The sequence below is a fragment of the Prosthecodimorpha hirschii genome, from assembly GCF_001305515.1.
In the GTDB taxonomy this organism is placed as follows: Bacteria; Pseudomonadota; Alphaproteobacteria; order Rhizobiales; family Ancalomicrobiaceae; genus Prosthecodimorpha; species Prosthecodimorpha hirschii.
On the sequence record NZ_LJYW01000001.1, the window covers coordinates 1,139,570 to 1,166,330 of the forward strand.

The following is a 26,761-nucleotide window of genomic DNA, read 5'->3' on the forward strand; positions in this document are numbered from 1 at the left end:
CCCGCCCCACGCTCCCGGCCCCGCGGACGCCAGGCCCGTGCCGCCGCCGATCGTCGTGCTGATCGCGGTCTCGGCGCTCAATCCGCTCGCGCTCAACATGCTGGTGCCGTCCATGCCCGGCCTGGAGCGGGCTTTCGCCACCAGCTATGCGACGGTGCAGCTGTCGCTCTCGCTCTATCTGATCGCCGTCGCCCTCGCCCAGCTCATCCTCGGGCCGCTCTCCGACCGGCATGGACGGCGGCCGGTCATGCTGGCCGGGATGGCGCTGTTCCTGGTCGGCACGGCGGCCTGCCTGCTGGCGCCGACCATCGAGGCCTTCATCCTCGGCCGCGTCGTGCAGGGCGTCGGCAGTTGCGCCGGGCTGGTGCTCTCGCGCGCGATCGTGCGCGATGTCTATGAGCGCGACCGCGCCGCCAGCATGATCGGCTTCGTCACCATGGGGATGGCCGTCGCTCCGACCCTCGGACCGGCGCTCGGCGGTGCGCTCGACGAGCAGTTCGGCTGGCGCGCCCCCTTCCTGCTGCTCTTCGCCGTCGGCGTCGCCGTGCTCGCCGGCACCTGGGCGACCCTCAACGAGACGCGGCGGCCGGGTCAGTCCGAAGGCGGGCTCGCCGGCCATCTCGGCGCCTTCGCGGTGCTGGCCCGCTCGCGCGACTTCGTCGCCTTCGCGGTCTCCTCGATGCTCGTCTCGGGCGTGTTCTTCGCCTTTCTGGGCGGCATTCCCTATGTGATGCAAAAGCTGCTCGGTGCGGGCGCGCGCGAGACCGGGCTCTATCTGATGTGGCTCGCCGCCGGCTACATCCTCGGCAACTTCCTGTCCGGCCGCTACGCCACCCGGTTCGGCGTGATCCGGATGATGGCGGTCGGCAACGTGATCGGGCTCGGCGCCGTGACGGGGGCCCTCCTGCTGCATCTGGCCGGCTACCACCACCCGGTCGCGATCTTCGCGCCGATGACCTGGCTCGGCATCGGCAACGGCATCGCCCTGCCGTCGACCATCGCGGGCGCCGTCAGCATCCGTCCCGACCTCGCCGGCGCGGCCTCGGGACTGACCGGGACCCTTCAGATCGGCTTCGGAGCCCTGGTCACCGTGTTCATGGGCGCACTGCTCGGCGACAGCGCCCTGCCGCTCTTTCTGACCATGGCGACGCTCGCCGCCGGCGGGCTGGTGGCCGGTCTCGCCGCCCGGGCGGCGGTGCGCTGAGGCCGCAGGCCGGGCTATCATCCGGGCCTCACTCAGCCGAATACCGCATCGGGAAAGCGGCGAGGATGACCCGATCCTGACCGCGGCGGAACGAAGGCCCGGACCCTCTTGACGCGTGCAGGGCGCATAGCCTTTATGCAAATGCGGAAACGCTCGGCGCCAAGACCTTTCCAGGACAAAGAGGGCCCATGACCGGATTGCTGCGCATCAGCGCGCTCATCGATGGCTTCAACACCTTCATCGGCCGGTTCGTGTCCTGGCTGATTCTTCTGGCGGTGGTGGTCAGTGCCGGCAATGCGATCATTCGCAAGACCTTGAATACCAGTTCCAACGCCTGGCTCGAACTGCAATGGTACCTGTTCGGCACCGTGTTCCTGCTCGGCGCGGCCTGGACGCTGCTGCGACGCGAACACATCCGCATCGACATTCTCTCAAGCCAGTTGCCGAAGACCTTGCGCCACTGGATCGAGCTGCTCGGGCATTTCGTATTCCTGATGCCCTTCTGCCTGCTGATGATCTACGAATCCCTGCCCTTCTTCCTCACCTCCTTCCGGCTGCAGGAAGTCTCCTTCAATGCCGGCGGCCTGATCGTCTGGCCGGCGAAACTGATGGTGCTTTTGAGCTTCGCCCTCCTGGCGCTCCAGGGCATCTCCGAGATCATCAAGCATGTCGCCATGATGCAGGGCCTCCGGCCCGAGCCCGAGACGGGCGGCTCGCACGGTACCGCCTCGCACGAATCGTGAGCCGCGGCCCGACGATCGATCAGCTCCACCCAAAGACGGAAGGGTCGGCGAACGGCCGGCGCGCGGGAGGACGACCCCGATGACAGAATTCCTTATCCACAACATCGCACCGATCATGTTCCTCAGCCTGATCGTGTTCCTGTTGCTGGGTTACCCGGTCGCCTTCAGCCTCGCGGCGCTCGGCCTCGCCTATGGCTGGGTCGGCATCGAGCTGGGCCTGCTCTCGTCGAACCTGTTCCAGGCCCTGCCGGAGCGCGTCTTCGGCGTGATGGCCAACGACACGCTGCTGGCCATTCCCTTCTTCACCTTCATGGGCCTGATCCTCGAGCGATCCGGCATGGCCGAGAAGCTGCTCGACACGGTCGGCAAGCTGTTCGGACCGATCCGCGGCGGCGTCGCCTATGCGGTGATCTTCGTCGGCGCCCTGCTCGCCGCCACGACCGGCGTGGTCGCCGCCTCGGTCATCGCCATGGGGCTGATCTCGCTGCCGATCATGCTGCGTTACGGCTACGACCGGCGCCTCGCCGCCGGCACCATCGCGGCCTCCGGCACGCTGGCCCAGATCATTCCGCCGAGCCTGGTGCTGATCGTGCTGGCCGACCAGCTCGGCCGCTCGGTCGGCGACATGTATCTCGGCGCCTTCGTGCCCGGCATCGTTTTGACGTTCTTCTACATGGCCTACGTGATGGTCATGACCATCGTCTACCCGAAGAGCGCGCCGGCCCTGCCGCCGGAAGCCCGCTCCTTCGGCGACGGCGCACCCTACGACAAGGTCATGAAGGCCTCCGTCCTGCCGCTCGCGCTGGTCATCTGGGGCATGATCCTGCTGTTCGATCCGGAAACCGGCATCGCACTGTTCGAACGCTACCTGCCGATGGTCAGCGCGCTCGCCAAGCAGTGGGCGCTGCAGGATCCCTGGCTGTCGACGCTGAAGATCGGCAGCCTGGTCGTCGTCTACGCGATCTATGTCGGTCTCCTGCGCTTCCTCCCGGCCGTCCTCGGCAAGGTGCTCGGTCTCGTCCTGATGCTGGCCGGCGCGGCGGTGCTACTGGTCTTCGCCGGCGGCCAGATCGTCACCGCCCTCAAGGCGATCGACTTCGCCAGCCCGGTGACCGCAGTCGGCGCCTCGATCGTGCTCGCCGTCGTGCGCAGCTGGTTCGATCTGCTCGCCGGCGGGGCGCTGATCGCCGCCGGCTTCGCGATGCTGGCAAGCCCGTCCCGGCCGGTCGCTTCGGCCGTGCACGGCGTCGTCGCCGACCTGCTGCCGCCGCTGATCCTGATCTTCCTGGTGCTCGGCACCATCTTCCGCGGCATCGCCACGCCCACCGAAGGCGGCGCGATGGGAGCCGCCGGCGCCATCATCCTGGCGGTGATCAACCGCAAGCTCAATTTCGACCTTGTCCGCCAGGCGGGCGAATCGACCGCCAAGCTGTCCGCCTTCGTGGTCTTCATCCTGATCGGCGCGCGCGTCTTCTCGCTGACCTTCTACGGCGTCAGCGGCCATGTCTGGGTCGAGGAGATCCTGAAGGAGACGGCCGGCGGCATGTACGGCTTCCTGATCATCGTCAACGCGATGGTCTTCTTCCTGGCCTTCTTCCTCGACTTCTTCGAACTGGCCTTCATCGCCGTGCCGCTGCTGGTCAAGGCGGCCGAGACCATCTTCGCGACGGATCCATCCGCGATCGCCATCGCCAACGAGATGGGCTTCAACGTCATCAACGGGAAGGTCGCCGATGTCGGACCCTTCATGATCTGGTTCGGCGTCCTCCTGGGCGTCAACATGCAGACCAGCTTCATGCATCCGCCGTTCGGTTTCGCGTTGTTCTATCTGCGCTCGGTCGCGCCGTCGAAACCCTACAAGGACACGGTCACCGGCCGGATGATGGACCCGGTCACCACGGGCCAGATCTACTACGGTGCCATTCCGTATGTTCTGATCCAGGTCGTCATGATCGCCGTGGTCATGCTCTTCCCGATCACGGTCATGTGGTACAATGACACCTCCAAGAAGATCGATCCGACCAAGTTCGAGATCAAGCTGGAAGGCACCATCGGCGGCGTCCCCAGCCTCGGCGGCACCGATCTGAGCGCACCGCCGCTCGGTCTCGGCGGCCCGCCTCCGGGTCTTGGCGGCACGCCTCCGGGCCTCGGCGGCGGCACGGCACCGGCCTCCCCGCCCGATCTGTCGCAGCCCCCGGATCTGTCGCAGCCGCCCAAGATCCAGTGATCGCCGCGGTCGCATCCGACCGCCCGCCCCTCTCGAAAGCCGCCCCCGGGCGGCTTTCGTCGTTTTCGCGGCGCGTTCAAGCTTCGTTCAACGACAGCCGCGCAGAATCGGCGTATCTGCCAATGCCTGCCCACCCCCCACCGAGGTTCCGCCGCATGTGTCGCTGGGTCGCCTATTCGGGTCAGCCCATCTTTCTCGGCCAGCTGGTCGCCGATCCCGAGCACTCTCTGATCCACCAGAGCCGCAACGCCGAGGAGGCCAAGGTCGGCATCAACGGCGACGGCTTCGGCCTCGGCTGGTACGGCGAGCGCGACGAACCCGGCCTCTATCGCGAGACCCTGCCGGCCTGGTCGGACGACAATCTGCGCCATATCGCCCGCCAGGTCCGCTCCCGCCTGTTCTTCGCCCATGTCCGCGCGTCGACCGGCACGGCGACCAGCCGTGCCAACTGCCACCCCTTCGCCCATGGCCGCTGGCTGTTCATGCATAACGGCCAGATTGGCGGCTGGAGCCGGCTGCGGCGGGCCGTCGAGGCGCGGATACCCGACGCGCTCTACGCCTGCCGGACCGGTACGACCGATTCGGAAGCCATGTTCCTGATGACGCTCGGCCAGGGCGGCGAGACCGATCCGGTCGGCGCCATGACCGGAACGCTCAGCGCGCTGCGGGCCCTGATGGTGGACGCCGGCATCGACGAGCCGCTGCGCGTCACGGCGGCGCTGTCCGACGGCAGCCGGCTCTACGCCTTCCGCTATGCCTCCGACGGCCGGCCGCCGTCGCTCTACTGGCGCCAGACGGCGAGCGCGATCGAGATCGTCTCCGAACCGGTCGACCGGCATCGGGACGAATGGCATGCGGTGCCGGACCGCTCCGCGCTGGTCTGCTGCGCGCGCTGCGCCTGCGAGGTCGTGCCGCTGGCCGTCGAAGAACCGGCCCGCGCCGAGGCCGCCTGAGGATACGAAAAAGGCGGCGCCGGGCATCCCCGCGCCGCCTCGTCGCAAGGCCGGCCGGATCGAAACCCGGCCGGGAAACCACCAGAGGATCAGAGCGTCTTCTTGCGCTGCTGGATCATCATGAAGGTGTCGTTGGTGTATTCGGAGATCTGGAACCACAGATACTGGTCGGCCCGGTAGGCCTTCAGCGCCTCATAGACCTTCTTGAAGTCCGGGTTCTTGGCGTTGGTTTCGTCGTAGAGCTGGTTGGCGGCGCCGAAGCAGGCCTCCATCACCTCGTTCGGGAAGGGCTTCAGGATGGCGCCCGAGGAGGCCAGACGCTTCAGCGCGGCCGGGTTCACGGCGTCATACTTGGCCTGCATGTGGACATTGGCGAGGCCCGCCGCCGTCTGCACCAGCGACTGATAGTTCTTCGGCAGTTCAGCCCACTTGGCCGAATTGATGAAGAACTCGAGCATGGCGCCGCCTTCCCACCAGCCCGGATAGTAGTAGTAGGGCGCGACCTTGTAGAAGCCGAGCTTCTCGTCGTCGTAGGGGCCGACCCACTCGGCCGCGTCGATCGTGCCCTTCTCCAGCGCCGGATAGATGTCGCCGGCGGCGATCTGCTGCGGCACGGCGCCGAGCTTGGCGATGACCTGACCGGCGAAGCCGCCGATGCGCATCTTCAGGCCCTTGAAGTCGTCGACCGACTTGATCTCCTTGCGGAACCAGCCGCCCATCTGGGCGCCGGTATTGCCGCCCGGCATGCCGACGATGTTGTACTTCTTGTAGAACTCGTTCATCAATTCGTTGCCGCCGCCATAGTAGCGCCAGCCGTTCTGCATGCGCGAATTGATGCCGAAAGGCACTGCGGTGCCGAAGGCGAAGGTCGGGTCCTTGCCGACATAGTAGTAGGGCGCGGTATGGCACATTTCGACGGTGCCGTTCGAGACCGCGTCCATGGCCTGCAGGCCCGGCAGCAGCTCGCCGGCGGCAAAAACCTGGACCTGAAACGCATTGTCGGTGGCTTCGGCAACGGCCTTGGAGAAGACCTCGGCGGCGCCGTAGATGGTGTCGAGCGACTTCGGGAAGCTCGAGGTCAGGCGCCATTTGATCTGCGGATTCGACTGGGCGATCGCCGGCATGGGAAAGGCGGCGGCCGCAACGGTACCGACACCGGCGGCCTTCAGAAACTTGCGACGCTGCATGGACATCAACCTCCCGAATTGACGCTGACGTCCGGCCGCCAATGCCTCCCAGGCGCCGGACCGCTTGCAACGTTAGACAAGATGCAGGGCAGCCATGCAAGAGAAATTGACACCGAAAGACAGATCGCGCCGCGCGCACAGAATCCACCGTTACTGGAGCGCTTGCTCGCGTTTGGCACAAGTCGCGGCGCCGACTGTCACAGAATTCGGCGATTTCCAAGCCATCTGCGCCTGACGCAGGACAGCATGGCGTCATCGCCGCTTGCCAGCCGGGCGTTCCGGTATCTTGCCGGGCTCCGTGCCTATGGCTGGACGGGATCGTGCGCCGCGATCCAATCTTCCGCAGCGGCAAGATCCTCGGGCGTGTTGACGTTGAAGAACGGGTCGAGACCGCCTTCCAGCGGGCCAAAGGCGACGTGCCTCACCGGATGGCGTTCGATCCAGGCCATCACCTTGCGGGCCGCACCGCCGACCAGCGCCTCTTCCAGGGCATCGGCCAGGCTGATCGGGAACAGCGCACAGACCTGATGGGTGCCGGTCGCCGTCACCGGCACCGCAATGCCGTCCGGATCCGCCCCGTCGAGGCTTGCCGCAAGACGGGCGACGAGATCGAGCGGCAGGAACGGCGTATCGGCGGCTGCGGTGGCGACATGACGGGCGCCGGGACGGTGCGTCTCCGCCCAGCGCATGCCGGCCAGCAGCCCGGCGAGCGGACCGGGATGGCCGGCCACCGGATCGGCGGCCACCGGCAGGCCGAAGGCCTCGAACCGCGCCGGATCGCCATTGGCATTGAGCACGAGCGCGCCGACCTGGGGGGCGAAGCGCTCGATCACCCGATCGAGCAGGTGCCGTCCGCCGAGCGCGATCAACGCCTTGTCGCCGCCCCCCATGCGGCGGCCGAGCCCGCCGGAGAGAACGACCCCCACGATTTCGCTCATGCGGCTTTTCCTGTCGATGGCCGGCCGGCCCGCTCGATGCCGAGGGCCCGCCCTCGGGGCTGCCGGCGTATCCGGGGACCGAACCGGCGCCATTCTATCATGGGCACCGGAAGGACGAGACATCGACGCGGCAACCGTCGCCGGTCACGGGAGGAGGGCCAAGGAAGGACGGCAGCGGGATAACGGCCACGGGATGACGGCCGCGGCTCGCCGCCGGCATCCTCAGGCACGTCGGCGCAGATGCCGCGTCAGGCCGCGCTCGATCAAGTCCCAGACCCGGCGGATGGTCTCCACAAGCAGAAGATAGACGACCGCGGCCCAGAGATAGACCTGCTCGTCGAAGGTCCGGTTGGCGGCAAGCCGGGTCGCGCCCATCAGGTCGAACACCGTGACCACCGAAGCCACGGCCGATCCCTTGATCATCAGGATCACCTCGTTGCCATAGGGCCGCAGGGCCGTGACGAAGGCTTGCGGCAGGATGATCTTGACGAAGGCGACCGGCTTGGACAGGCCGAGCGCATGGGCGGCCTCCCATTGGCCGCGCGGGACCGCCCGGATGGCGCCGGCAAGGATCTCGGCCTGATAGGCCGCCGTGTTCAGCGAGAAGGTCAGCAGCACGCACCAATAGGCTTCCTTGAAGAAGCCCCACAGGCCGATGCCACGCAAGGTGTCGGAGAACTCGCCGGCGCCGTAATAGACCAGGAAGGTCTGCGCCAGGAGCGGCGTGCCCCGGAAGAAGTAGACGTAACCGTAGGCGAGGGTCGATGCGAAGCCGCGGTTGCGGAAGCGCGCCAGCGCCAGGGGCAGCGACAGCAGTCCGCCGAGCACGATCGAGATGGCGACCAATTGCAGCGTGACGCCGAGCCCTTCGGCCAGGCGCGGCCAGTAGCGCACGAAGATGTCGTTGCCGAGCCACGTGCCGATCGCGACCGGCCAGTCGGACAGGACCAGGCTTGCGATCACCGCCGCCAGCGCCAGCGCGACCAGGTCCCCGGTCCGGGCTTCGCCGAAGAAGCCCGATGCGGTCGGCGGCGCCTCCGGATGCGGAGTTGTCGTCACGCCCCTGCCCTCCGCTCGCCGCGATTGGCCCAGCGCTCGATCCAGCCGATGCCGATCGAAGAGATCATCGCCAGGACAAGATAGATCAGGCACGCCACCAGGAAGAAGAAGAAGGGCTCCTTGGTCACGCCGACGGCAATGAAGGTCGAACGCAGAAGATCGGGCAGCGCGATCACGGAGACCAGCGAGGTTTCTTTGAGCAGGATCAGCCACAGATTGGCGATGCCGGGCAGCGCGAAGCGCCAGAGCTGCGGCAGGACGACGAGGCGCAGGGTGAGCAGGCGGCTCAGGCCGAGCGCGCGCGAGGCCTCGATCTGGCCGATCGTGATGCCCTTGAACGCACCGAGGAAGACCTCGCTCGAATAGGCCGAAAAGACCATTCCGAGCGCCACCATCCCGGCCACGAAGGCATTGACCTCGATCGGCTCGGGATCCTCGACGAGGAGGGCCTGCACCTCCTGGATCAGCCGCTGGCCGCCGTAATAGATGATCAGCAGCGTCAGCAGTTCGGGCAGCCCGCGAAACACGGTCGTGTAGAGGTTGCCGAACATCCGGGCGGTCCGGCCTCCGGAATGCTTCGCCAGGGCGATCAGGAAGCCGAGCAGCAGCCCGAACGGCAGCGTGGCGATCCCGAGCGCGACCGTGATGGCGGTGCCGGCGGCGATCTCGTCGCCCCAGCCGTTCGGCCCCCAGGCCAGCAGTTGGATAAGGGATTCGATCCGGTCCAAAACAGCCTGTCCGACGGGGAAGCGGTTGGGTCGGCAGCATGGCCGGTCGGGCCGCGCTTGAGACGCGCGCTCCGGCCGGCAAGCCGACGGGACCGAAGCAGCCCGCGTCCCCGGATCATCCGGAGAGGGGCCGCGCCGATGCGGCGGGACGGATCACCAACCCCGCCGGACATCGGCCGGCGGGGCCTCGGGTCCGATCAATAGATCGAGAAGGGGAAATACTTCTTGTTGAGCTTCTCGTAGGTACCGTCCTTGATGATCTCGGCCAGCGCCTTGTTGAACTGCTGCTTGAGGTCCTTGTCCTCCTTGCGCACGGCAATGCCGGCGCCCTCGCCGAAATACTTCACGTCCTTGATGTCCGGACCGACGAACTGGCAGCACTTGCCCGCGTCGCCCTTCTCCAGCCATTCGTAGAGAACGACCGAATCCGCCAGAACGCCGTCGAGCCGGCCGGCCGCGAGGTCGGCATTGGCTTCGTCCTGGGTGCCGTAGAGTTTCACGGTGACGCCCTTGGACTTGTACAGATCTTCGAGATAGTTCGCATGGATCGTCGAAGACTGCGCGCCGACGGTCTTGCCCTTGAGGGCTTCGGGGGTCACCGCCGTAAAGCCGCCGACCTTCTTGGTCGCGAAACGCGCCGGGGTCTGGTAATACTTGTCCGTGAAGTCGACCTGCTTCTTGCGTTCCTCGGTGATCGACATCGAGGCGACGATGGCGTCGTATTTCTTGGCCTTCAGCGCCGGGATGATACCGTCCCAGTCCTGGGCCATGAACTCGCACTTCGCCTTCATCTTGTCGCAGAGGGCCTTGGCGATGTCGATGTCGAAGCCCTGCAGTTCCTTGTTGGAATCCTGGAAGTTGAAGGGCGGATAGGCGCCCTCGGTACCGATCCGGATGGTCTTCCATTCCTTGGCGGCAACGGGCATGGCGGCCGTGGCAAGGGCAACCGCCGCCGCGGCCAATCCGATGACGAAACGCATGACGACTTCCTCTTCGTTGGTTTACCCGCTCCGCAAGCACGCCGAGCCGCCACGCGGGGCGCCGGTGCCTGCATATTCAAAGTTCACACTGTTTCCGAGCTTTACGCAACGGGGGCCGGCCCAATCCTGGGGATTATTGCGTGCATCCGCCGGGTCGCGCCACGCGCCCGGCAGCCGGCACGCCAACCGGTAACCATAACGGCACCCCGCCGTTTCTCTTGCCGTTTTCTTTAGAGTTGACCGCCAGGATCGGCGGCATCAGGGGTTGGCCATGTCTCAAGTGCGTCATTGTCGCGTCCTTATACTTGTCGGCCGGGACGGCATCATGCCGCCCGCGCCGGCCTGCATCGGTGCGTCCGAAAGGGCGCCGACGCCGTCCCTGGCGCCTTGGATATCCGGCCGCCGTCCGAATACCGGCCACCGTCGCCCGAGCGGACCGGCCGCACGATGACCGACCAGGCCTTGCCCAACCGGAATCCCAGTCGATTTGGACGGGCCGCGATGCGCGTCGGGGTCGCGCCGCCGCGACCGACGAAGGCGCCGGAACCGGGCAGACCCGCCTTCCGGTCCTATCGGACCAAGTTTCTCTTGACGGTCGTTCCGACGATCGTGGTGCTCAATCTGCTGATCAGCATCATCTTCGGCTATGCGGCCTACGACATGGTCAAGCAGGAGGTGCACCAGAAGCATTGGGCGAGTATCCGCGGCTTCGCGTCGGCCCTGTCGGATACGCTCTGGCACTATCGCTACGATCAGGCGCGCCTGATCGTCGAGGGCATGTTCGGCAACAACGAGGTCATCATCGTCCGGGTCCTCGACGAGACCGGCCGTTCGATCATCGAATCCGGCCAGGCGGGACCGGACATGAGCCGCCTGTCGACCCCGATCCACTATACCGACGGCAACCGGTCGACCCGCGTCGGCGTCCTCGAGGTCGGCTATTCGAATGTCACGCTGTCGCAGCGGCTGCTGCAGAGCGTCGCCCACGCGATGCTGCACACGTCGCTGTCCAGCCTGGCGCTGATCTTCCTGATGCTGACGATCAATCGCCGGCTGATCGCCGAGCCCCTGTCCCGGGTCACCGCCGCCATCCGGTCGAGCCAGGCGGACACGTTGCGCCAGCGGGTCGACTGGGACTCCAACGACGAACTCGGCGAACTGGTCGAAACCTTCAACGAGATGCAGGCGCGCCTCGACGAGGGCGAGCGGCGGCGGCGGCAGTTCAACGAGCGTCTCGAGCGGCTGTACAACCGCACGCCGGCCATGCTGCATTCCGTCGACCGCGAAGGCACGCTGCTGCATGTCTCCGACCATTGGCTGGTCGCGACCGGCTACAAGCGCCAGGACGTGATCGGCCGGAAGCTCGCGACCTTCCTCACGCCGGACAGCGCCGCGGTCTACATGAACGAAACCCTGCCGCAGTTCCTGGCGCGCGGGGTCACGCCCGAAACGCCGCTGCGGCTCGTCAAATATGACGGCTCGACGCTCGATGTCGTGCTGGCCGAAACGGCCGATCTCCGCCTCGGCGGCAAGTTCCCGATCAGTCTCTCGGTGATGTCCGACGTCTCGCGCACCAAGTCGGTCGAACGCGAGATGGTCCGCCTCGCGCTGACCGATCCCGTGACGGGCCTCACCAACCGGCGCGGCTTCGTCGAAGGGCTGGAGGCGGAGGTGACGCGGCTCTGCCGGCAGAATGGCCGCGGCGTCGCGCTGGTCATGGATCTCGACCGCTTCAAGCGCGTCAACGACGCCTATGGGCACGCGGCCGGCGACCAGTTGCTGATCGCCTTCGCCCGCCGGCTTGCCGAAGCCGGTCTCGGCGGCGCGATGGCCGGGCGGCTCGGCGGCGACGAATTCGCCATGTTCATCCCCGGCCTCGACGGTCCGGAGGGCGTCACCTTCGCCCGGCGCCTGCTGGAGCAGTTGCGCAAGCCGACCGATGTCGGGCCGGCGGTGATCGAATCCTCCGCCAGCATCGGTGTCGCCTGCTTCCCGGCCGACGGACTGAGCGGCCAGGACCTGCTGCTCGCCGCCGACCTCGCCCTCTATCGTGCCAAGGAAACCGGGCGCAACCGGGTCGAGCGCTTCGAACGCCGGCTGGCCGAGGCCCTGCTGGTGCGACAGACCCAGGAACAGGACGTCCGCTCCGGCCTCGCCAAGGGCTGGTTCGAATTGACCATCCAGCCGATCGTGCGCCTGGCGACCGGCCGGATGGTCGGCGGCGAGGCGCTGCTCAGGCTGCACCATCCGACCCGGGGACTGGTCATGCCGGCCGAGTTCATCCCGGTGGCCGAGGAAACCGGGCTGATCGAGGAACTCGGCCGGCTGGTCCTCCGCGAGGCCGCTCGGATCATTCCGGCCCTGGTGGCCGCGGCGCGCAATCCAGACTTCTTCGTCTCCGTCAACCTGTCGGGCGGACAGGTCAACCGCGACCTGCCGAACCTGCTCTCCGAACTGCTCGAAACCGGCCTGCCCGGCCCTTCGAACCTCGTACTGGAGATCATGGAGACGGCGCTGTTGGAAGATGCCGACGAGGTCAACGAGATCCTGTCCGAGATCTCCCGCCTCGGCATCCGCTTCGCCCTGGACGATTTCGGAACCGGCTATTCGTCGCTCAACTATGTCGACCGCTTCCCCGTCAGCATGATCAAGGTCGACCGCTCCTTCACCCGCTCGATCGGCCAGGACGGCGAACAGAATCGCCGCACGCGCGCCCTGATGCGCACGACCGTCACGCTGGGTCGGGAACTGGGGCTGCCGATCGTCGCCGAAGGGATCGAACGGGTCGAAGAGCGCGACCGCATGCTCGAACTCGGCGTCGATCTCGGCCAGGGCTACCTGTTCGCGAGGCCGATGCCGGCGCGCGACTTCCTGGAACTGCTCGCCGCCAGCGCCGGATACCGGACGAACGATCCGGACCGCTCCGCGCCGCCGGATCCGGACATCGAAGTGCTGAGCGCCTGACGCGTCCGGGACGACCAGGCGATCGGCAGACGACCGGTTGTTCGACCGGCAATCGGTGCTCGACCGGCAACCGGTGCTCGACCGGCAACCGGTGTCTAACCGGCAACCGGTTTTCAACCAGCAATCGGGCTCAGGCCTTCTCGGCCACGACCTTCTCGGTCGCCACGAACTGGAGCGGCAGTGCCGTCGTATATTTGATCTGCTCCATGGCGAACGTGGTCGACACATCCGCGATCTCGATGCGGGCGATCAGCTTCTTGTAGAAGACGTCATAGGCCTCGATGTCGGGGACGACCACGCGCAGGAGATAGTCCACCTGCCCGGCCATGCGGTAGAACTCGACCACCTCCGGCATCTGGCTGACGATGTCGGCAAAGCGCTTCAGCCAATCCTCGGAATGCTGGTTGGTCGTGATCGCCACGAAGGCCGTCACCTTGGCGTTGACCTGGCGCGGGTCGAGCACGGCGACGCGCCGCTGCACCACGCCGTCCTCCTCGAGCTTCTGGATGCGCCGCCAGCAGGGCGTCGTCGAAAGACCGACCCGACGTCCGATCTCGGCGACCGGGACCGTGCAGTCCTCCTGCAGGATCTGGAGAATCTTGCGGTCGATGCGATCAATCATGCGAACCCCCTGATGCGCGCATGCGATGAGTACCACATTCCCCATTTCAATGAAAGCAGACCCAAGGATTGCTCGCGTTGCGATCGATGTCCCGATCGTTGGAATTTCATTCTATCGAAGCGGTCAGGCGCGCGATCTCGGCACGCAGCACCGGCAGCAATTCGGTGCCGAACCAGGGATTCCGTTTCAGCCAGCCGGTGTTGCGCCAGGACGGATGCGGCAGCGGCAGGATGCGCGGCCCGGCGGTGCCGGCCATGATCTCCCGCCAGCGCGCCACCGTTTCGGTCATGCCGACAGGCTTCAGCCCGCCGAGATGCCAGACCTGCGCATATTGGCCGACCGCCAGCACGAGTTCGACCGCCGGCATGGCGGCCATGGCGCGGGCGCGCCAGGCCCGCGCGCATTCGCGGCGCGGCGGCAGATCGCCCCCGGCGGCATCCTGGCCGGGGAAGCAGAATCCCATCGGCAGGAAGGCGATCCGGCGCGTGTCGTAGAAGAGATCGCGGCCGATCCCCATCCAGTCCCTGAGCCGGTCGCCGGAGGCGTCATCGAAAGGCAAGCCGGACGCATGCACTTTCGTGCCCGGCGCCTGGCCGGCAACGAGAATCCGCGCCGTCGCCGACAGATGGGCGACCGGCCGGGGTTCGTGCGGCAGGGGGCTTCCGGTCGGCGCATCGCGACAGATGCGACAGGTCCGGATGGCCAGATCGAGTTCGGCAATCGGATCGGGAGAGGTCGCGGACATGGATAAGGGTCGGTCTCCGGGAGCCGGGTCGTCTCAGTCGGATCGACGCGGCGCGTTCACGCCAAGCCGGGGCAAGGTCTCGCCCTGGCCGCCCGCGCCGTCCCGCGGCTTCGCACCCGGCGGATCGGCGGCCCGTCGGAAAGACCGGACGGTCGCCCACCGACGCCGGCATGCCCTCAACGTCAGATGGCCGGTCGCGGCCGGCACCGCCAGGCCCGGGAGGGTCCGGACGGAGGGATCGTTAACCTTTTCCCTGAGGCCGATCTTAAACATTCTGAATCACAGTCCGAAAGCCGAAGGGGACGCGGGAACCAATACCGAATGAGCGACGGCGTGGCGCTGCCGAATGCCGACAAGACGACCCAGAACGCCCGTCGTGCGGAACGGCGGCGGCAGGTTTCGCGCACCGTCCGCGATCTGCGCGACCAGCTCAGCGCGGCGCGCGGGCTGAAGCCGGCCTTCGACAACGAACTCCTGCTCGATCACGCCCGGGCGCGGCTTTCGACCGCCTATGCGCCGCCGCTCCTGATCGGACTGGCCGCCTCGGCCGGCCTGCTCTGGACGGACCGGATGCTGCTCGCCTGCTGGGTGGCGATCGCGCTTGCGGTGCATTTCACGTCGATCGTCTTCTGCCGGCGGCTTCTGGCCATCGAGAGCCGCTCGATCTTCATCGCCGGCTGGAAACGCCGCTTCTTCATCCTCGACGGCGTGATGTCCTTCGCCTGGGCGCTGCTGTTCGTGCTGCCGTCGCAGGCGACCGCGGCGACCGACGTGTTCCAGTTCTCGACCATGCTGATCGTGGTCGCGATCTCCTCGACGCTGGCCTCGCATCTGCCGGCCTCGATCCTGGCGGCGACCATCCCGGTCACGACGATCACGGCCGCCATCTTCGCCTACCGGGCGTTCAACTCCGGCCCGCAGGCGATCTCCTATCTGGCCGTGCTGGCCGGCATGACGCTGGCCTGCGAGGTCTTCTTCGCCAGTCTCGGGTTCCGCTTCCACCGTGCCGCGCTGGCCGAGATCGAGGCGCGGGCGGAGAAGGATTCGCTCATCGCCGAACTGGAGCAGGCCAAGGCGATCTCCGACGAGTCGCGCCGCAAGGCCGAGGAGGCGAACCTCGCCAAGAGCCGGTTCCTGGCCACGATGAGCCACGAACTGCGCACGCCGCTCAATGCCATCCTAGGCTTCTCGGAGGTGATCCAGCAGGAGCTGCTCGGCCCCCTCGAGAACCAGACCTACAAGGGCTACATCACCGACATCCACGATTCCGGCCGGCATCTGCTCAACCTGATCAACGAGATCCTGGACATCAGCCGGATCGAGGCGGGCCGCTACACGCTAAACGAAGAAGCCGTCACGCTGCCCTACGTGGTCGAGGACTGCGTCCACATGATGAATCTTCGGGCGCGCAACAAGGGCCTGACCATCATCGAGGAATACGAGGACAAGCTGCCCAAGGTCTGGGCCGACGAACGGGCGCTGCGCCAGATCATCCTCAACTTGCTGTCCAACGCGGTCAAATTCACCCCGACCAACGGCGAGATCGCCGTCAGGGTTGGCTGGACCGCCGGCGGCGGACAGTATGTCTCGATCAAGGATACCGGCCCCGGCATCCCGGAGAACGAGTTGCCGGTCGTGCTGTCGGCCTTCGGGCAGGGCTCGATCGCGATCAAGTCGGCCGAACAGGGTACCGGCCTCGGCCTCAACATCGTGCAGGCCCTGGTCATGATGCATGGCGGAACCTTCGACATCAAATCGAAGCTGCGCGAAGGCACCGAGGTGACCTTCACGGTGCCGAATTCCCGCGTCATGGAAATCATGCCGGCCGTGCGCGACCGCCCGAAGCGCGCCGCCGGCATGGGCACGCCGGTTGCCAACGGCTCCACGCTCGACATGCTCCGCCGCCAGTCGGCGCGGCGCTGACCGGTCGGGCGCGTCCGGCCGGCTCGCCTTGCCGCCGCCGGCCGTCCGCCCCGAAGGGGCCGTCGGCCTTGAGCGTCGTCGTCAGTCCAGCTTGCCGGCCACGCCGGCCTGCGTGAAGGTCGCCATGCCGGCATGGGTCTTGGCCGCGATGCGCACGAGACCGGCGGCCAGCGCCGCGCCGGTGCCCTCGCCGAGACGCATGCCGAGATCGAGCAGCGGCACCTTGCCCATGGCGGCGAGCGCGCGGGCATGGGCCGGCTCGGCGGAGACATGCGCGAACAGGCAATGGTCGAGTGCGGCCGGATTGGCGGCCCAGAGCACCGCGGCCGCCGCCGTGGTCACGAAGCCGTCGACCACCACCGGCACCTTCTGGTGCCGGGCCGCCAGGATCGCCCCGGCCATGGCGGCGATCTCGCGGCCGCCGAGGCGGCGCAGGATTTCCAGCGGGTCGGACAGACGCCCGTCGAGGCGGGCCACCGCACGCTCGACCACCGCCACCTTGTTGGCGAGCGCCGCGCCGCCGACGCCGGTGCCGGGGCCGACCCAGTCGGCCGCCTCGCCGCCGAACAGGGCGAGGAACAGGGCGGCGGCCACCGTCGTGTTGCCGATGCCCATTTCGCCGAGACAAAGCAAGTCGGGCTGGCCGGCCAGCGCCTCCATGCCGAAGGCCATGGTGGCCGCGCAGCCGGCTTCGTCGAAGGCGTCCTCCAGGCTGATGTCGGGCGTCGGGTGATCGAGCGCCAGCTCGAACACCTTCAGGCCGATATCGGAAGCCGCGCAGATCTGGTTGATCGCGGCGCCGCCGGCGGCGAAGTTCTCCACCATGGCGCGGGTCACCGAAGCCGGAAAGGCCGAGACGCCCTGTGCGGTGACACCATGGTTGGCGGCGAAGACGGCGACCAGCGGCCGGTCGACGGCCGGCGGGGCCTTGCCCTGCCAGGCGGCAAGCCATTCGACGATCGCTTCCATCCGGCCGAGGGCGCCCGCCGGCTTGGTCAGATCCCGGTCGCGCGCCCGAACCGCGGCGACGGCGGCTTCGTCCGGGCCGGGCACGAGATTGACGAGATCGCGGAAGTCGTCGAAGGGAAGCGCGGTATCGGCCATGGACTCGTGCTCTCGGTCGAAGGGATCGGGGTGCGGTCTATCGGTCCGGGACCGGGAGAGCAAGCCGGAGGGCAGGAATGGCGGCTCAGCAAACCGGCCCGATCGGGCCCCGACCGCCCGCCCCGCACCGGGACGGCGCGGCCGGCCGTCCGGTCGCGCGCGCCCTCGCCGACCTCGCCGGCATGATCCGTTTCTTCTCGCGCATCCCCGTGCCCCCGCTGTCGGCGCTCGACGATCCCGCCGCCCTGCCCGATTTCGCACGCGCCGTGCGCCTGCTGCCGCTGGCCGGCCTGGTCGTCGGATTGCCGGCGGCGCTGGTGCTCGGTCTTCTCGGCGCGACCGGCCTGCCGCCCCTGGCCGTGGCCGGCCTCGCGCTGGCCGTCGGGCTCGCCACGACCGGCGCGCTGCACGAGGACGGGCTCGCCGATCTGGCCGACGGTTTCGGCGGCGGGGCGAGCCGCGACCGCAAGCTGGAGATCATGAAGGACAGCCGGATCGGCGCCTATGGGGCGGCGGCACTGATGCTGGCGCTCCTGATCCGGGCCGCGCTGCTGGCCGGCCTGCTCGCGGCGCGCGGCGCGCCGGGCGCGGCGCTGACCCTGCTCGCCGCCGCCGCCCTGTCGCGCGCATTCGCCATCACCCTGATGGCCTTCCTGCCGCCGGCCCGCGCGACCGGCGCCTCCCATGCTGCCGGCATGATCCCCCGGAAGACGGCCGCCATCGCCGTCGGGCTCGGCATCGTCCTCGCCGGGCCGCTCGCCGCGCTGCACGGCCCGGCCTTCGCCCCGCTCGCCGGCATCGTCCTGGCCGCGCTCGCCGTCGGCCTCCTCGGCCTCCTCAGCCGCCGCCAGATCGGCGGCCAGACCGGCGACGTCATCGGTGGCGCCCAGCAGGTCGCCGAGATCGCCTTCCTGGCTGCCCTGACGGCGTGACGGCCCGGCAGCGTGATCGCCCTGGCGGCGTGACCGTTCCGGCAGCGTGGCCGCCCGCGACCCGGCCAGCCTCGGACAGGTCCGGTCGGCCGATCGACGCCTGCCCCCACCCGGAGGGGACGGGTCAGCGCACCAGACGGTAGCCGGCGGACCGCATATAGCGCAGGGCGCCGATCAGGCCGACCGAACCGGCGCGATTCAGCAGGCTCTTTTGCCGGGCATCGGGCGCCAGTCGTTCGAACCCGTCACACAGCAGATCGAGACCCCGGGGGCCGACGGTCCCGTTGCGGTCGCACACATTCTTCCAGCGGATGCCGAGCCGGCGTTCGAGATGGTCGACGGTCTCGTCGGACCAGACCGCCCCGCGATCGGCTTCCGCGGGATAGACCTCATGAAAACACTCGCGCCCGATGGCCCGGTGCAGCCATTCGACCTGCGGCTGAGAGTGGGTCCAGATTTTCGCCAGATCGCGGCGAGGCAGGGAGTATTTGGAGCCCGGCAGGTCTTCGAGCGACGTCCGGATGTTTGCGAAACGCCCCATGATCAGTCGCGGCGTGCGCGACACGTAACGATCGAGGATCGCGACGGCTTCTGACGAATAGGCAACGTTGGTCCATGCCCCGCAAAGCCCGCGGCCCAGGTCAGGCTTCCCGATCGCGGTGCCGAAATCCTGAAGGAGATCGCCGCCGACGAAATGCTGCCGGTCGAAGATCCGGATATCGACATTATCGGCGCCGAACTCGTTGATGAAGGTTTCCAAGCGGCTGTACTTGGGAATCGCAGGGGATTCCATCGAGCGCAGCATCTCCGGATCGAACATGCTGGCGATCGGTCTGGCATATCGCTTCAGGCTGAATTGCGCCCGACTGCTCGCCCATCCGAACGGATGACGGACATAGGCGAGGATCCGGATACGGTCGTACAGGGGCGCCAGCATCTCCCGCAGCGCGCGACACCGCTCCGGCGTCATACGCTGCAGCGATTCCCCCGAGATCACATGGGTGCTGCAATCGGAGTCCGTAATCTCCTTCAGAAAACGACTGCGGATGGACTCGAGGTCGCTTGCAGATATCGGATAGTGATAGCGATTTCCGTATGCAGTTATAAACGTTTTGGTATCGTCACCGAACATCGAGAGAATTGGTTTCGAGTGATTCCAATTCAATCTTGGATAGAAGACATCGGCCGCCTGGCATACATCTGGGTTCTGAAACAGGGATGTTTGGATCGATGTCGAACCTGATTTTGGCATTCCAACATGCATATACAAGCATTTGCCGGGCATGGCTTGAGCTCACGTGATTTACAACCAGATACAAACGCTATATCGTGTACCACAGCATAATGAAACTCTAAAGCGTTCACCAAAGGCGAAATGCTACGCCTCACGGCAGATCGATGCTCGCATTCAATAGGTCATCGCCATAGAACGGTTTCTATTTCGTGAATATGAATATATTCGCGATAGGATAAGCCTATATATACTAATCATGAGCCTAATCGATTTATATGAATTCCATAAGATCGACATTTTTTGTTGACAGGATGCGCGGTGCAATACAATAAATTTTCGGGACCAAGATAAACTTTAAATCGACAAGAAAATCCCCTAAAAAAGCCGGGATCTTCGTGCCGAAAATGGAAATATGCTGGAGATCAGGGTGGCAGGCGACCGCGTCGACAATGATGAGCAAATGTCAGAATTACTGAACGTCTTGAAAAAACTGTCGACCCAGGAGCGTGCCATCATCAAAGAACTGGCTATGAATTTCTTGAAGCGAGATAGCGCGCAAGCTCCAGAACCACCCGAAAGTCCTCCGGCCTCAGCTTCGAAGCCAAGTCCATGATCTCCGTCGCCTGCGGCTCCGGCGCCTCGGGGAACAGCCCGGCGGCCGTGATTTTAAGGCTTCCACACAGTGCAATCAGGGCATCGACGCTGGGAACCTTGTCGGAATTGATCAATTGTTGGACGAAATTGGGACCCAACCCTGCGGTCTGGGAAATTTCCTTCAAAGTCCGCCCCCGTGCGACCTCCTGCCGGATCGCCAACACCAACCGCTTCTTCCATTCGCTTTTGACCAAGCCCGATCCCCCGCCGGCTGATTGAACTGTGAATCTGGCGATCCAACCCATGCACGCTGTGACTTGAACGAACCGATGAGCTGTTGCCGTCCGAGAACGTAACAACTCCGTCATCATGCCGTATTCTCGGCCTATGCTTCTTCTCCGATCGTGCCTGAACGGTGCATTAATGACTGATTCCCTCGGTCGAATAAATTCGATCGCGATTCCCCATTATCAGGCAAGCGGTTCCACTCAAGGGGCGCAGTTCGTGGCTTGATTGGAGACGCCATCCTGGTGACTGGCGATTGTCTCGGGAAACGGAGCCCCGAAGGCGCTTCGCGTGCGGTCGACGCCTCGAGGCGCTTGATCGGTGGGCGCCGATTTCGAGATGACGGCGCCGCCGGCTATCATGCCGGCCGGGACCGCTGCGATCGTGCCGTTCCGTCATCCCGGGAGCCTGCCTCGACCATGCCGCAGTCCGCCGCCATCCTCTCTCCCTGCGTCAAGGTCTGCCGGATCGAACCCGGCGGGGACGTCTGCCTGGGCTGCGAGCGGACGCTCGCCGAGATTGCCGGCTGGGGCCTCTTCACGAACGCCGAGCGAGCGGCGATCATGGCGACGCTTCCCGCGCGCCGGTCGGTCCGGCGCGACGGCGGCACGGCACCCTGAGGCGTGCGAGCGGAGTGGCGAGGGATGCGGTACGGAATGGTCCTGCTGGTGATTTTCGTCGCCGTCGGGCTGCTGATCGTCAACCACGACCGCGGCGAGGTGTTCGGCCTGCCGTCGGGCGACTTCTCGCGCATCGTCCTGATCGGAACCGTGGCGACCTTTGCCGGCGCGACCATGCTGCGCGGCTTCCGCGGCCGCTTCGGCGCCATGCTGCAGAGCGCGGCCATCTGGCTCGCGGTCCTGTTCGCCCTGGTCGCCGGCTATGGCTACAAGGAGGATCTGAAGGCCTTCGCCGAGCGCGCCGTGGCCGGCCTCTCGCCCGGAACCGCCGTCAATGCCGGTCCCGGCGCGGTGATGGTCGCCAAGTCGAACGACGGGCATTTCCGCGTCAAGGCGACCGTGAACGGCCGCACCATCCGGCTGGTGGTCGATACCGGCGCGAGTTCGGTCGTGCTGACCGACCGCGACGCGCGCGAGATCGGGCTCGACATGGCGCGCCTGCGCTACGACATCCGCGTCTCGACCGCCAACGGCACCACCCAGGCCGCCCCGGTGGTGCTCGACCGCATCGAGATCGGCGAGATCGTCGAAAGCCGCGTCTCGGCGCTGGTGGCGCGGCCGGGCCAGTTGGAGACGAGCCTGCTCGGCAACAGCTTCCTGTCGCGGATGGCCTCCTTCACGATCGAGGGCGACCGGCTGACCTTGCGCCGGTAGCCCCGCGGCCGCCCCATCCCTCCCGCTCGATCGACCGGGCGCCAGGTCCGACCAGACCGACCGGTCCGCATCTGAGACGGCCGGCGCAACCGAACCTTCGAGCGCGCCCTCCGGTCCTTGCCGATCGGACGACGCCCTAAGCGGCCGCGTCGGACGCCACCGCGGCATCGCCGCCGGCCGATGGCGCCACCTCCAGTTCGGGCCGGCGCACCAGCGCCAGCGCGTCCAGGATCAGGCGCGGATCGGCGCCCGGCTTGACCGATTCCACGGTCAGCAGCCGGCGCCAGGCCCGCGCGCCCGGCCAGCCGTTGAAGAGCCCGAGCATGTGCCGGGTGACGTTCGACAGGCGGAACCCGCGCGCCACAACGCTCTCCGCATAGGGCACCATCCGCTCGGCGACCACGAAGGGATCGGCATCCGGAGCGTCCGCGCCGAACAGGCGCCGGTCGACGGCGGCGAGCAGCCGCGGGTTCTCGTAGGCGGCGCGGCCGAGCATGACGCCGTCGACATGGGCGAGCGCGGCCTCGGCCTGGTCGAGATCGGCGAGCCCGCCATTGAGCACGATCGGCAGAGCCGGCCGCGCCGCCTTCAGCCGGAAGACCAGCGGATAATCGAGCGGCGGCACGGTCCGGTTCTCCTTCGGCGACAAGCCGTCGAGCCAGGCCTTGCGCGCATGCACCACGACGAGGTCGGCGCCTGCCGCGGCGACCGCGTCGACGAAGCCCGGCAGCGCCGCCTCCGGGTCCTGATGGTCGATGCCGATCCGGCATTTCACCGTCACCGGCACGCCGACCGCCGCCTTCATGGCCGCGACCGCCTCGGCGACCAGCGCCGGTTCGGCCATCAGGCAGGCGCCGAAGCGCCCGGACTGGACCCGGTCGGACGGGCAGCCGCAATTCAGGTTGATCTCGTCATAGCCCCAGTCCGCCCCGATCCGCGCCGCCGCCGCCAGATCGCGCGGATCGGATCCGCCCAACTGCAGCGCGATCCGGTGCTCCGCCGGCGAGAAGCCAAGGAGCTTCTCCCGATCCCCATGCAGGACCGCTCCCGTCGTCACCATCTCGGTATAAAGCAACGCCCGCGCAGAGAGCAGCCGATGGAAGAACCGGCAATGGCGGTCGGTCCAATCCATCATGGGCGCGACGGAGAAGCGGGCGGCTTGGAGGGCCGGCGGAATGGCGGAATTCTGCGGATGGTCGTTCAAGCCTGCTCGCCTATTTGGATCTCATTCATTGCCATTTCGGTCTGTCTTCATCGCCAACTTTGCACGCCCCCCCAACTCGAGAGGTCCTGCTGTAAGCGGGACGATCGCAGACGGGTACCGAAAGGAAGGAACCGTCGTCTATATGGCGCAAGTTGCCATCAAGCGCCAAGGCTGGTCGCATTGAGCGCCGAGACCGTTCAACACATCCTGGCGGCGTCGAACGCGAAGACCTTACCGATCAGCCAGGATTCCGGCCGGGTACGATGATTGGCGCCAGCGCGACCGCCTGTGTGGTGCTGATCGGCCTTGTCGGCCCGACCGCCTTCGGGCGCGTGGACCGACCTGCTCCGGAGAGCAGCGAGATGAACACCCTGTTCCTGCTGATGGTGCAATACAAACGACAGGCAGTCTCCCAGTGGACACCGCCTGCCGTGACTATCTCGCGCATCTCACACCCGAGAAGTTCCTGCGCAAGGTCGGAGCGGGCGAGAGTGTTTTACCCCTCGTACGAATGGAGACCAGCCAGAATTCGGAGAAGGGTGTCCATTTGCAGGATCTGGCGGAATGGATTGATGCGCGGAGAGTTGCAGCCCGCCGTGAGTGCTCTGCGGTTACGCCATAGGGTCTTAAAGTCCGTTTGGGAATGCGTTCAGCTGGCCTGGCACCGAGTCCGGGCGGGTTTCAGTTCACGTTTTGACGCCGCGGTGGAGAGCGACGATGCCCGCCGTCATGTTCTCGTAGCCGACATCGCGAAAGCCGCGCGCCCCGATTTCGCGCGCGAATTCGTGCTGCGACGGGAAGCCGTGGATGCCGCGCGTCAAGTACTGATAGGCGCCCGGATCGTTGCCCGTGGCCAAACGCGCGATCATCGGCATGCACCAATCGACATACTTCAGGTAGGCCCAATGCAGGGCTTCGTTCGGGATTCGCGCCGCCTCGAGGCACAGAAAGAGCCCACCGGGACGCAGCACGCGCGCCGCCTCGTCCAGCACGCGGTGGCGGTCGCAGATTTTCATGGCAAACGAGATCGAGAAGACATCGACGGACGCCGTCGGGAACGCTTCGAGGCTATGCGCATCGGCAAGCGCAAAATCCACGCCCGGCCGCTCGCCGATCTTGCGCCGGGCGAGGTCGAGCATCTGCGGACAGATGTCGGTGGCGATGATGCGCGGCGCGTCTGCACGCTTGCCAAGGCGATCGAGGACGCGGAAGGGAATGCCGCCGGTGCCTGAGGCGACATCCAGGACCACAGCGCCCGGCGCCTCCGCGATGACCTGGGCCATGCGCGCCTTCCAGACGCGGTGGGCGAACAGGCTGAAGAGGTCGCAGAGGAAATCGTAACGGCCGGCGATGCGGGCAAAGACATCGTCGGCCGACGGAGCGAAGGCAGCGGCGTTGCCGGAAGCGGACGCGGCATTCTCGGCCAGATGTGGTGGCTGGTACCAAGGCTCGGTCATGCGGTCACTCGACGGGTGTCGGTCGGAGGTTGGCGGCCAACGAGCGAAACCAATTTCGCCCGCCGGCGAGACCCGCACAAGCCATGCGCGAAGGATCGTATTCGGCCGCCGACGGCCGGCTTGCGCGGGGTGACCGCTCCGTCCAACGACACCACCAAACGGGGACGTCACCCGCATGGGTCGGGTCCGTCCGCCATGTCGGATCACGTCCGAGACGGACCGAAGTCCCGGCGCCCGCGCTCGAGGGGCGAGGCCTTGCGCCCAGGATCCCGCTCCTGTGGTCCCCTCCGCCCTGCCCGCCGCGCCTGGCCATCGAAGAGCCCCGAGACATTCACCCGGGGGCGTGACCGCGTCGGGGCCGAAGGGTCATGGCCGCGTCGCGCCGCAGGCTGGCGGCGCCCCATCGCGCGGCCGGCTGCCGCTCGGCCTCACGAGCCGAACCGGAACCATGCGTCCCGATCGCCCCCATGGGCCCGAAGGTCTTGGGCCGGCTTGCGTTTTTTGCAATGCAGCATTCCTGGGGAGAATGTCGCATCCGTGGCATCGCGGCCGGGTTCGGATGCTGTAGAAGCAATCCGCGTGTCGGCGGATCGGGGTCGCACGGCGGATCGCTGCCGCCGCGCGGGTCCGATGCGGCCGGCAGGCCAAGACCGAAGACGATCCCGGGGGGACGCGACCAGGCCCGACACCAACCGCGGCGACGAGCGCCCGGCGACCCGCCGTCATGGCGGCGGAAGCCGTCGGCTCGACGCCCTGCCAGGATCTCCCATGTCCTCCGCTTTCGTCCTTTCGCTTGCCTGCGACGACCGGCCCGGCATCGTCGCTGCGGTCACCACGGAACTGGCCGGCCTCGGCGCCAACATCGTGGAATCGAGCCAGTTCCTCGACAGCCCGTCGAACCGCTTCTTCATGCGCATCGCCTTCGACACGCGCGGCGAGACCAGCAAGGATTCGCTCGAGCGCGCCCTCAAGCCGGCGATCGACCGCTTCTCGATCAAGGCGTCGATCATGGATCGCGCGCGGCGGCCGCGGCTGATCGTGATGGTGTCGAAATTCGACCACGCCATGCTGCATCTGCTCTACCAGATCCGGGTCGGCTGGCTGCATGCCGATGTGGCCGCGATCGTCTCGAACCACGAGGACAGCCGCCGCACGGCGGAGCTCGAAGGCATCCCGTTCCATTGCTGGAAGGTCGACAAGGCCAACAAGACCGAACAGGAGGAGCGGCTGCTGCAGCTCGTCCAGGAGACCGATGCCGATCTGGTCGTGCTCGCGCGCTACATGCAGGTGCTGTCGGACACCCTGTCCCGCCGGCTGTTCGGCAAGGTGATCAACATCCACCATTCCTTCCTGCCGAGCTTCAAGGGCGCCAAGCCCTACCACCAGGCCTTCGAGCGCGGCGTGAAGCTGATCGGTGCGACGGCGCATTATGTGACGGCCGATCTCGACGAAGGGCCGATCATCGAGCAGGAGACCGAACGGGTCACCCATGCGATGAGCGCGGAGGATTTCGTCGCCACCGGACGCGACATTGAGAGCCGGGTGCTCGCCCGTGCGGTCAAGCGCCATGTGGAGGGCCGCGTCATGCTGAACGGCCACAAGACGGTGGTGTTCGCCTGACCGAACGACGCGAGGCGGGCGGCGCCGCAGCGGCCGCCCGCTTGACGCTTCCCGCTTCGCAGTCAAAGGCCGCCGGGCGGGCTCGGCAGACCGGGCCGTCAGGCGGCGATCCGGTCCGCCGGCACGTGGGTCTGGCAATTCTTCGGACAGACGCGGGCGCAGGCGCCGCAACCGATGCAGGCGCCGGCATGGTCGACGATCATGATCATGCGGTTGAGCTCGCCGTCGAAATCCTCGTCCTCGCCCTCCTCGACGCGGCCGAGCACCTGCCCGGCCTCGTCGACGCCGTGCAGATGCATCACGTCGCGCGAGCAGACCTTGTAGCAGCGGCCACAGCCGATGCAGGTCGCCGCGTCGATCCGGGTCAGGTATTCGGGCATCCAGGCGCTGCCGTCGCGGGTCGTGTAGGCCATCACGCGGTCTCCCGGGCCTTGAGCGAGGCGCGCGCCGCCTCCAGCGCCGCAAAGGCGTCGTGGGCCGCCTGGGCGACGCTCATGATCGACGTCCAGTTGACGGGAAGCTCCTCGGACAGGTCGTGCAGGTTCATCTTGGCATTGATGGCCTTGGCGGAGAGTTTCTTGATCTCCGCCTTCAGCGTTTCGACATCGGACATCGGCTGCTCCCTTGACTCTATTGGCTGGGTCATGACTTCCACATTGGCCCCGGCTTCGCCCGCTGCGGTTCGGGCGATCGGCTGGCCTATCTCGCGTTCGCCTCCGCGCAC

General features: G+C 66.8%; 25 protein-coding genes. 11 read left to right on the plus strand and 14 right to left on the minus strand.

Annotation, left to right across the window (positions count from 1 at the left end; genetic code table 11):
• Nucleotides 1-37: 37 nt before the first annotated feature.
• The 4 genes from ABB55_RS04940 to ABB55_RS04955 all read left to right on the plus strand — a co-directional run bounded on the left by ABB55_RS04940 (nt 38) and on the right by ABB55_RS04955 (nt 5,127).
• Nucleotides 38-1,204: a multidrug effflux MFS transporter gene (locus ABB55_RS04940; protein WP_054357819.1), complete on the plus strand. Its 1,167-nt coding sequence runs from the start codon at nt 38-40 to the stop codon at nt 1,202-1,204.
• Nucleotides 1,205-1,392: 188 nt separating this feature from the next.
• Nucleotides 1,393-1,947 (plus strand): TRAP transporter small permease subunit, encoded by a 555-nt coding sequence (locus ABB55_RS04945; RefSeq protein WP_054357820.1) that lies wholly within the window; start codon nt 1,393-1,395, stop codon nt 1,945-1,947.
• Nucleotides 1,948-2,026: 79 nt separating this feature from the next.
• Nucleotides 2,027-4,174 carry a TRAP transporter large permease gene (locus ABB55_RS04950; protein WP_083463360.1) on the plus strand — a complete coding sequence of 716 codons (2,148 nt, stop codon included), beginning with the start codon at nt 2,027-2,029 and terminating at the stop codon, nt 4,172-4,174.
• 155 nt (nt 4,175-4,329) lie between these two features.
• Entirely contained in the window at nt 4,330-5,127 is a 798-nt protein-coding gene (locus ABB55_RS04955) for a class II glutamine amidotransferase (protein ID WP_054357821.1), read from the plus strand.
• A gap of 89 nt (nt 5,128-5,216) precedes the next feature.
• Here the strand turns inward: ABB55_RS04955 and ABB55_RS04960 are convergent, their stop codons facing one another.
• The 5 genes from ABB55_RS04960 to ABB55_RS04980 form a co-directional block, all read right to left on the minus strand.
• Nucleotides 5,217-6,314: a TRAP transporter substrate-binding protein gene (locus tag ABB55_RS04960; protein WP_054361846.1), complete on the minus strand. Its 1,098-nt coding sequence runs from the start codon at nt 6,312-6,314 to the stop codon at nt 5,217-5,219.
• Nucleotides 6,315-6,616: 302 nt separating this feature from the next.
• A complete protein-coding gene (gene mobA / locus ABB55_RS04965; RefSeq protein WP_054357822.1) occupies nt 6,617-7,252 on the minus strand; it encodes a molybdenum cofactor guanylyltransferase MobA in 636 nt (211 codons plus the stop codon).
• A gap of 222 nt (nt 7,253-7,474) precedes the next feature.
• Nucleotides 7,475-8,311, minus strand: coding sequence for an ABC transporter permease (locus ABB55_RS04970; protein WP_394367203.1), 837 nt, complete (start codon nt 8,309-8,311; stop codon nt 7,475-7,477).
• A complete protein-coding gene (locus ABB55_RS04975; protein WP_054361848.1) occupies nt 8,308-9,030 on the minus strand; it encodes an ABC transporter permease in 723 nt (240 codons plus the stop codon). Before ABB55_RS04975 ends, ABB55_RS04970 begins: the two co-directional genes overlap by 4 nt.
• 206 nt (nt 9,031-9,236) lie before the next feature.
• Nucleotides 9,237-10,019: an ABC transporter substrate-binding protein gene (locus ABB55_RS04980; RefSeq protein ID WP_054357823.1), complete on the minus strand. Its 783-nt coding sequence runs from the start codon at nt 10,017-10,019 to the stop codon at nt 9,237-9,239.
• Between the two features lie 588 nt (nt 10,020-10,607).
• On the opposite strand from ABB55_RS04980, the gene ABB55_RS04985 reads away from it, so the two are divergent.
• Nucleotides 10,608-12,983: an EAL domain-containing protein gene (locus tag ABB55_RS04985; protein ID WP_160321164.1), complete on the plus strand. Its 2,376-nt coding sequence runs from the start codon at nt 10,608-10,610 to the stop codon at nt 12,981-12,983.
• Between the two features lie 130 nt (nt 12,984-13,113).
• On the opposite strand, the gene ABB55_RS04990 is transcribed toward ABB55_RS04985, so the two are convergent.
• Together ABB55_RS04990 and ABB55_RS04995 are read right to left on the minus strand one after the other, a co-directional pair.
• Complete coding sequence (locus ABB55_RS04990) at nt 13,114-13,602, minus strand: Lrp/AsnC family transcriptional regulator (protein WP_200912082.1); 489 nt, start codon at nt 13,600-13,602, stop codon at nt 13,114-13,116.
• A gap of 109 nt (nt 13,603-13,711) precedes the next feature.
• Entirely contained in the window at nt 13,712-14,350 is a 639-nt protein-coding gene (locus tag ABB55_RS04995) for a uracil-DNA glycosylase family protein (protein ID WP_054357826.1), read from the minus strand.
• A gap of 321 nt (nt 14,351-14,671) precedes the next feature.
• Here ABB55_RS04995 and ABB55_RS05000 point away from each other — a divergent pair, with 321 nt between their 5' ends.
• The gene (locus ABB55_RS05000) at nt 14,672-16,273 is read left to right on the plus strand and encodes a sensor histidine kinase (protein WP_054357827.1); all 1,602 of its coding nucleotides are present in this window, start codon (nt 14,672-14,674) and stop codon (nt 16,271-16,273) included.
• An 81-nt stretch (nt 16,274-16,354) separates the two neighbouring features.
• Here the strand turns inward: ABB55_RS05000 and cobT are convergent, their stop codons facing one another.
• Complete coding sequence (cobT, locus tag ABB55_RS05005; RefSeq protein WP_054357828.1) at nt 16,355-17,377, minus strand: nicotinate-nucleotide--dimethylbenzimidazole phosphoribosyltransferase; 1,023 nt, start codon at nt 17,375-17,377, stop codon at nt 16,355-16,357.
• A gap of 77 nt (nt 17,378-17,454) precedes the next feature.
• Between cobT and cobS the strand changes: the two genes are divergently transcribed.
• Nucleotides 17,455-18,309: an adenosylcobinamide-GDP ribazoletransferase gene (cobS, locus tag ABB55_RS05010; RefSeq protein ID WP_083463362.1), complete on the plus strand. Its 855-nt coding sequence runs from the start codon at nt 17,455-17,457 to the stop codon at nt 18,307-18,309.
• Nucleotides 18,310-18,433: 124 nt separating this feature from the next.
• On the opposite strand, the gene ABB55_RS05015 is transcribed toward cobS, so the two are convergent.
• Together ABB55_RS05015 and ABB55_RS05020 are read right to left on the minus strand one after the other, a co-directional pair.
• Nucleotides 18,434-19,441: a hypothetical protein gene (locus ABB55_RS05015; RefSeq protein ID WP_152981923.1), complete on the minus strand. Its 1,008-nt coding sequence runs from the start codon at nt 19,439-19,441 to the stop codon at nt 18,434-18,436.
• A 629-nt stretch (nt 19,442-20,070) separates the two neighbouring features.
• Nucleotides 20,071-20,391: a helix-turn-helix domain-containing protein gene (locus ABB55_RS05020; protein ID WP_152981924.1), complete on the minus strand. Its 321-nt coding sequence runs from the start codon at nt 20,389-20,391 to the stop codon at nt 20,071-20,073.
• 450 nt (nt 20,392-20,841) lie between these two features.
• Between ABB55_RS05020 and ABB55_RS05025 the strand changes: the two genes are divergently transcribed.
• Together ABB55_RS05025 and ABB55_RS05030 are read left to right on the plus strand one after the other, a co-directional pair.
• Complete coding sequence (locus tag ABB55_RS05025; protein WP_054357831.1) at nt 20,842-21,042, plus strand: DUF1289 domain-containing protein; 201 nt, start codon at nt 20,842-20,844, stop codon at nt 21,040-21,042.
• 36 nt (nt 21,043-21,078) lie between these two features.
• Nucleotides 21,079-21,756 carry a retropepsin-like aspartic protease family protein gene (locus tag ABB55_RS05030; RefSeq protein ID WP_054357832.1) on the plus strand — a complete coding sequence of 226 codons (678 nt, stop codon included), beginning with the start codon at nt 21,079-21,081 and terminating at the stop codon, nt 21,754-21,756.
• Nucleotides 21,757-21,892: 136 nt separating this feature from the next.
• Here the strand turns inward: ABB55_RS05030 and dusA are convergent, their stop codons facing one another.
• Nucleotides 21,893-22,960, minus strand: coding sequence for a tRNA dihydrouridine(20/20a) synthase DusA (dusA, locus tag ABB55_RS05035; RefSeq protein WP_276326395.1), 1,068 nt, complete (start codon nt 22,958-22,960; stop codon nt 21,893-21,895).
• 415 nt (nt 22,961-23,375) lie between these two features.
• On the opposite strand from dusA, the gene ABB55_RS28700 reads away from it, so the two are divergent.
• The gene (locus ABB55_RS28700; RefSeq protein ID WP_338053644.1) at nt 23,376-23,582 is read left to right on the plus strand and encodes a pyocin activator PrtN family protein; all 207 of its coding nucleotides are present in this window, start codon (nt 23,376-23,378) and stop codon (nt 23,580-23,582) included.
• A 64-nt stretch (nt 23,583-23,646) separates the two neighbouring features.
• Here the strand turns inward: ABB55_RS28700 and ABB55_RS05040 are convergent, their stop codons facing one another.
• The gene (locus tag ABB55_RS05040) at nt 23,647-24,594 is read right to left on the minus strand and encodes a ubiquinone/menaquinone biosynthesis methyltransferase (RefSeq protein WP_083463364.1); all 948 of its coding nucleotides are present in this window, start codon (nt 24,592-24,594) and stop codon (nt 23,647-23,649) included.
• Between the two features lie 591 nt (nt 24,595-25,185).
• Here ABB55_RS05040 and purU point away from each other — a divergent pair.
• On the plus strand, nt 25,186-26,037 hold the full coding sequence (purU, locus tag ABB55_RS05045; protein WP_054357834.1) for a formyltetrahydrofolate deformylase: 852 nt from the start codon (nt 25,186-25,188) through the stop codon (nt 26,035-26,037).
• Between the two features lie 98 nt (nt 26,038-26,135).
• Here purU and fdxB read toward each other — a convergent pair whose 3' ends face one another.
• Nucleotides 26,136-26,450, minus strand: coding sequence for a ferredoxin III, nif-specific (gene fdxB / locus ABB55_RS05050; protein WP_054357835.1), 315 nt, complete (start codon nt 26,448-26,450; stop codon nt 26,136-26,138).
• On the minus strand, nt 26,450-26,650 hold the full coding sequence (locus ABB55_RS05055; RefSeq protein WP_054357836.1) for a CCE_0567 family metalloprotein: 201 nt from the start codon (nt 26,648-26,650) through the stop codon (nt 26,450-26,452). The genes fdxB and ABB55_RS05055 overlap by 1 nt, the downstream gene beginning before the upstream one ends.
• Nucleotides 26,651-26,761: the final 111 nt, after the last annotated feature.

Bases quoted from the DNA above. Each gene is read 5' to 3' on its own strand.
- ABB55_RS04945 (WP_054357820.1), top strand. From the start codon at position 1,393: ATGACCGGATTGCTGCGCATCAGCGCGCTCATCGATGGCTTCAACACC.
- ABB55_RS04950 (WP_083463360.1), top strand. From the start codon at position 2,027: ATGACAGAATTCCTTATCCACAACATCGCACCGATCATGTTCCTCAGC.
- ABB55_RS04955 (WP_054357821.1), top strand. From the start codon at position 4,330: ATGTGTCGCTGGGTCGCCTATTCGGGTCAGCCCATCTTTCTCGGCCAG.
- ABB55_RS04960 (WP_054361846.1), bottom strand. From the start codon at position 6,314: ATGCAGCGTCGCAAGTTTCTGAAGGCCGCCGGTGTCGGTACCGTTGCG.
- mobA (WP_054357822.1), bottom strand. From the start codon at position 7,252: ATGAGCGAAATCGTGGGGGTCGTTCTCTCCGGCGGGCTCGGCCGCCGC.
- ABB55_RS04980 (WP_054357823.1), bottom strand. From the start codon at position 10,019: ATGCGTTTCGTCATCGGATTGGCCGCGGCGGCGGTTGCCCTTGCCACG.
- ABB55_RS04995 (WP_054357826.1), bottom strand. From the start codon at position 14,350: ATGTCCGCGACCTCTCCCGATCCGATTGCCGAACTCGATCTGGCCATC.
- ABB55_RS05000 (WP_054357827.1), top strand. From the start codon at position 14,672: ATGAGCGACGGCGTGGCGCTGCCGAATGCCGACAAGACGACCCAGAAC.
- cobT (WP_054357828.1), bottom strand. From the start codon at position 17,377: ATGGCCGATACCGCGCTTCCCTTCGACGACTTCCGCGATCTCGTCAAT.
- cobS (WP_083463362.1), top strand. From the start codon at position 17,455: ATGGCGGCTCAGCAAACCGGCCCGATCGGGCCCCGACCGCCCGCCCCG.
- ABB55_RS05015 (WP_152981923.1), bottom strand. From the start codon at position 19,441: ATGTTCGGTGACGATACCAAAACGTTTATAACTGCATACGGAAATCGC.
- ABB55_RS05025 (WP_054357831.1), top strand. From the start codon at position 20,842: ATGCCGCAGTCCGCCGCCATCCTCTCTCCCTGCGTCAAGGTCTGCCGG.
- ABB55_RS05030 (WP_054357832.1), top strand. From the start codon at position 21,079: ATGGTCCTGCTGGTGATTTTCGTCGCCGTCGGGCTGCTGATCGTCAAC.
- ABB55_RS05040 (WP_083463364.1), bottom strand. From the start codon at position 24,594: ATGCGGGTGACGTCCCCGTTTGGTGGTGTCGTTGGACGGAGCGGTCAC.
- purU (WP_054357834.1), top strand. From the start codon at position 25,186: ATGTCCTCCGCTTTCGTCCTTTCGCTTGCCTGCGACGACCGGCCCGGC.
- fdxB (WP_054357835.1), bottom strand. From the start codon at position 26,450: ATGGCCTACACGACCCGCGACGGCAGCGCCTGGATGCCCGAATACCTG.
- ABB55_RS05055 (WP_054357836.1), bottom strand. From the start codon at position 26,650: ATGTCCGATGTCGAAACGCTGAAGGCGGAGATCAAGAAACTCTCCGCC.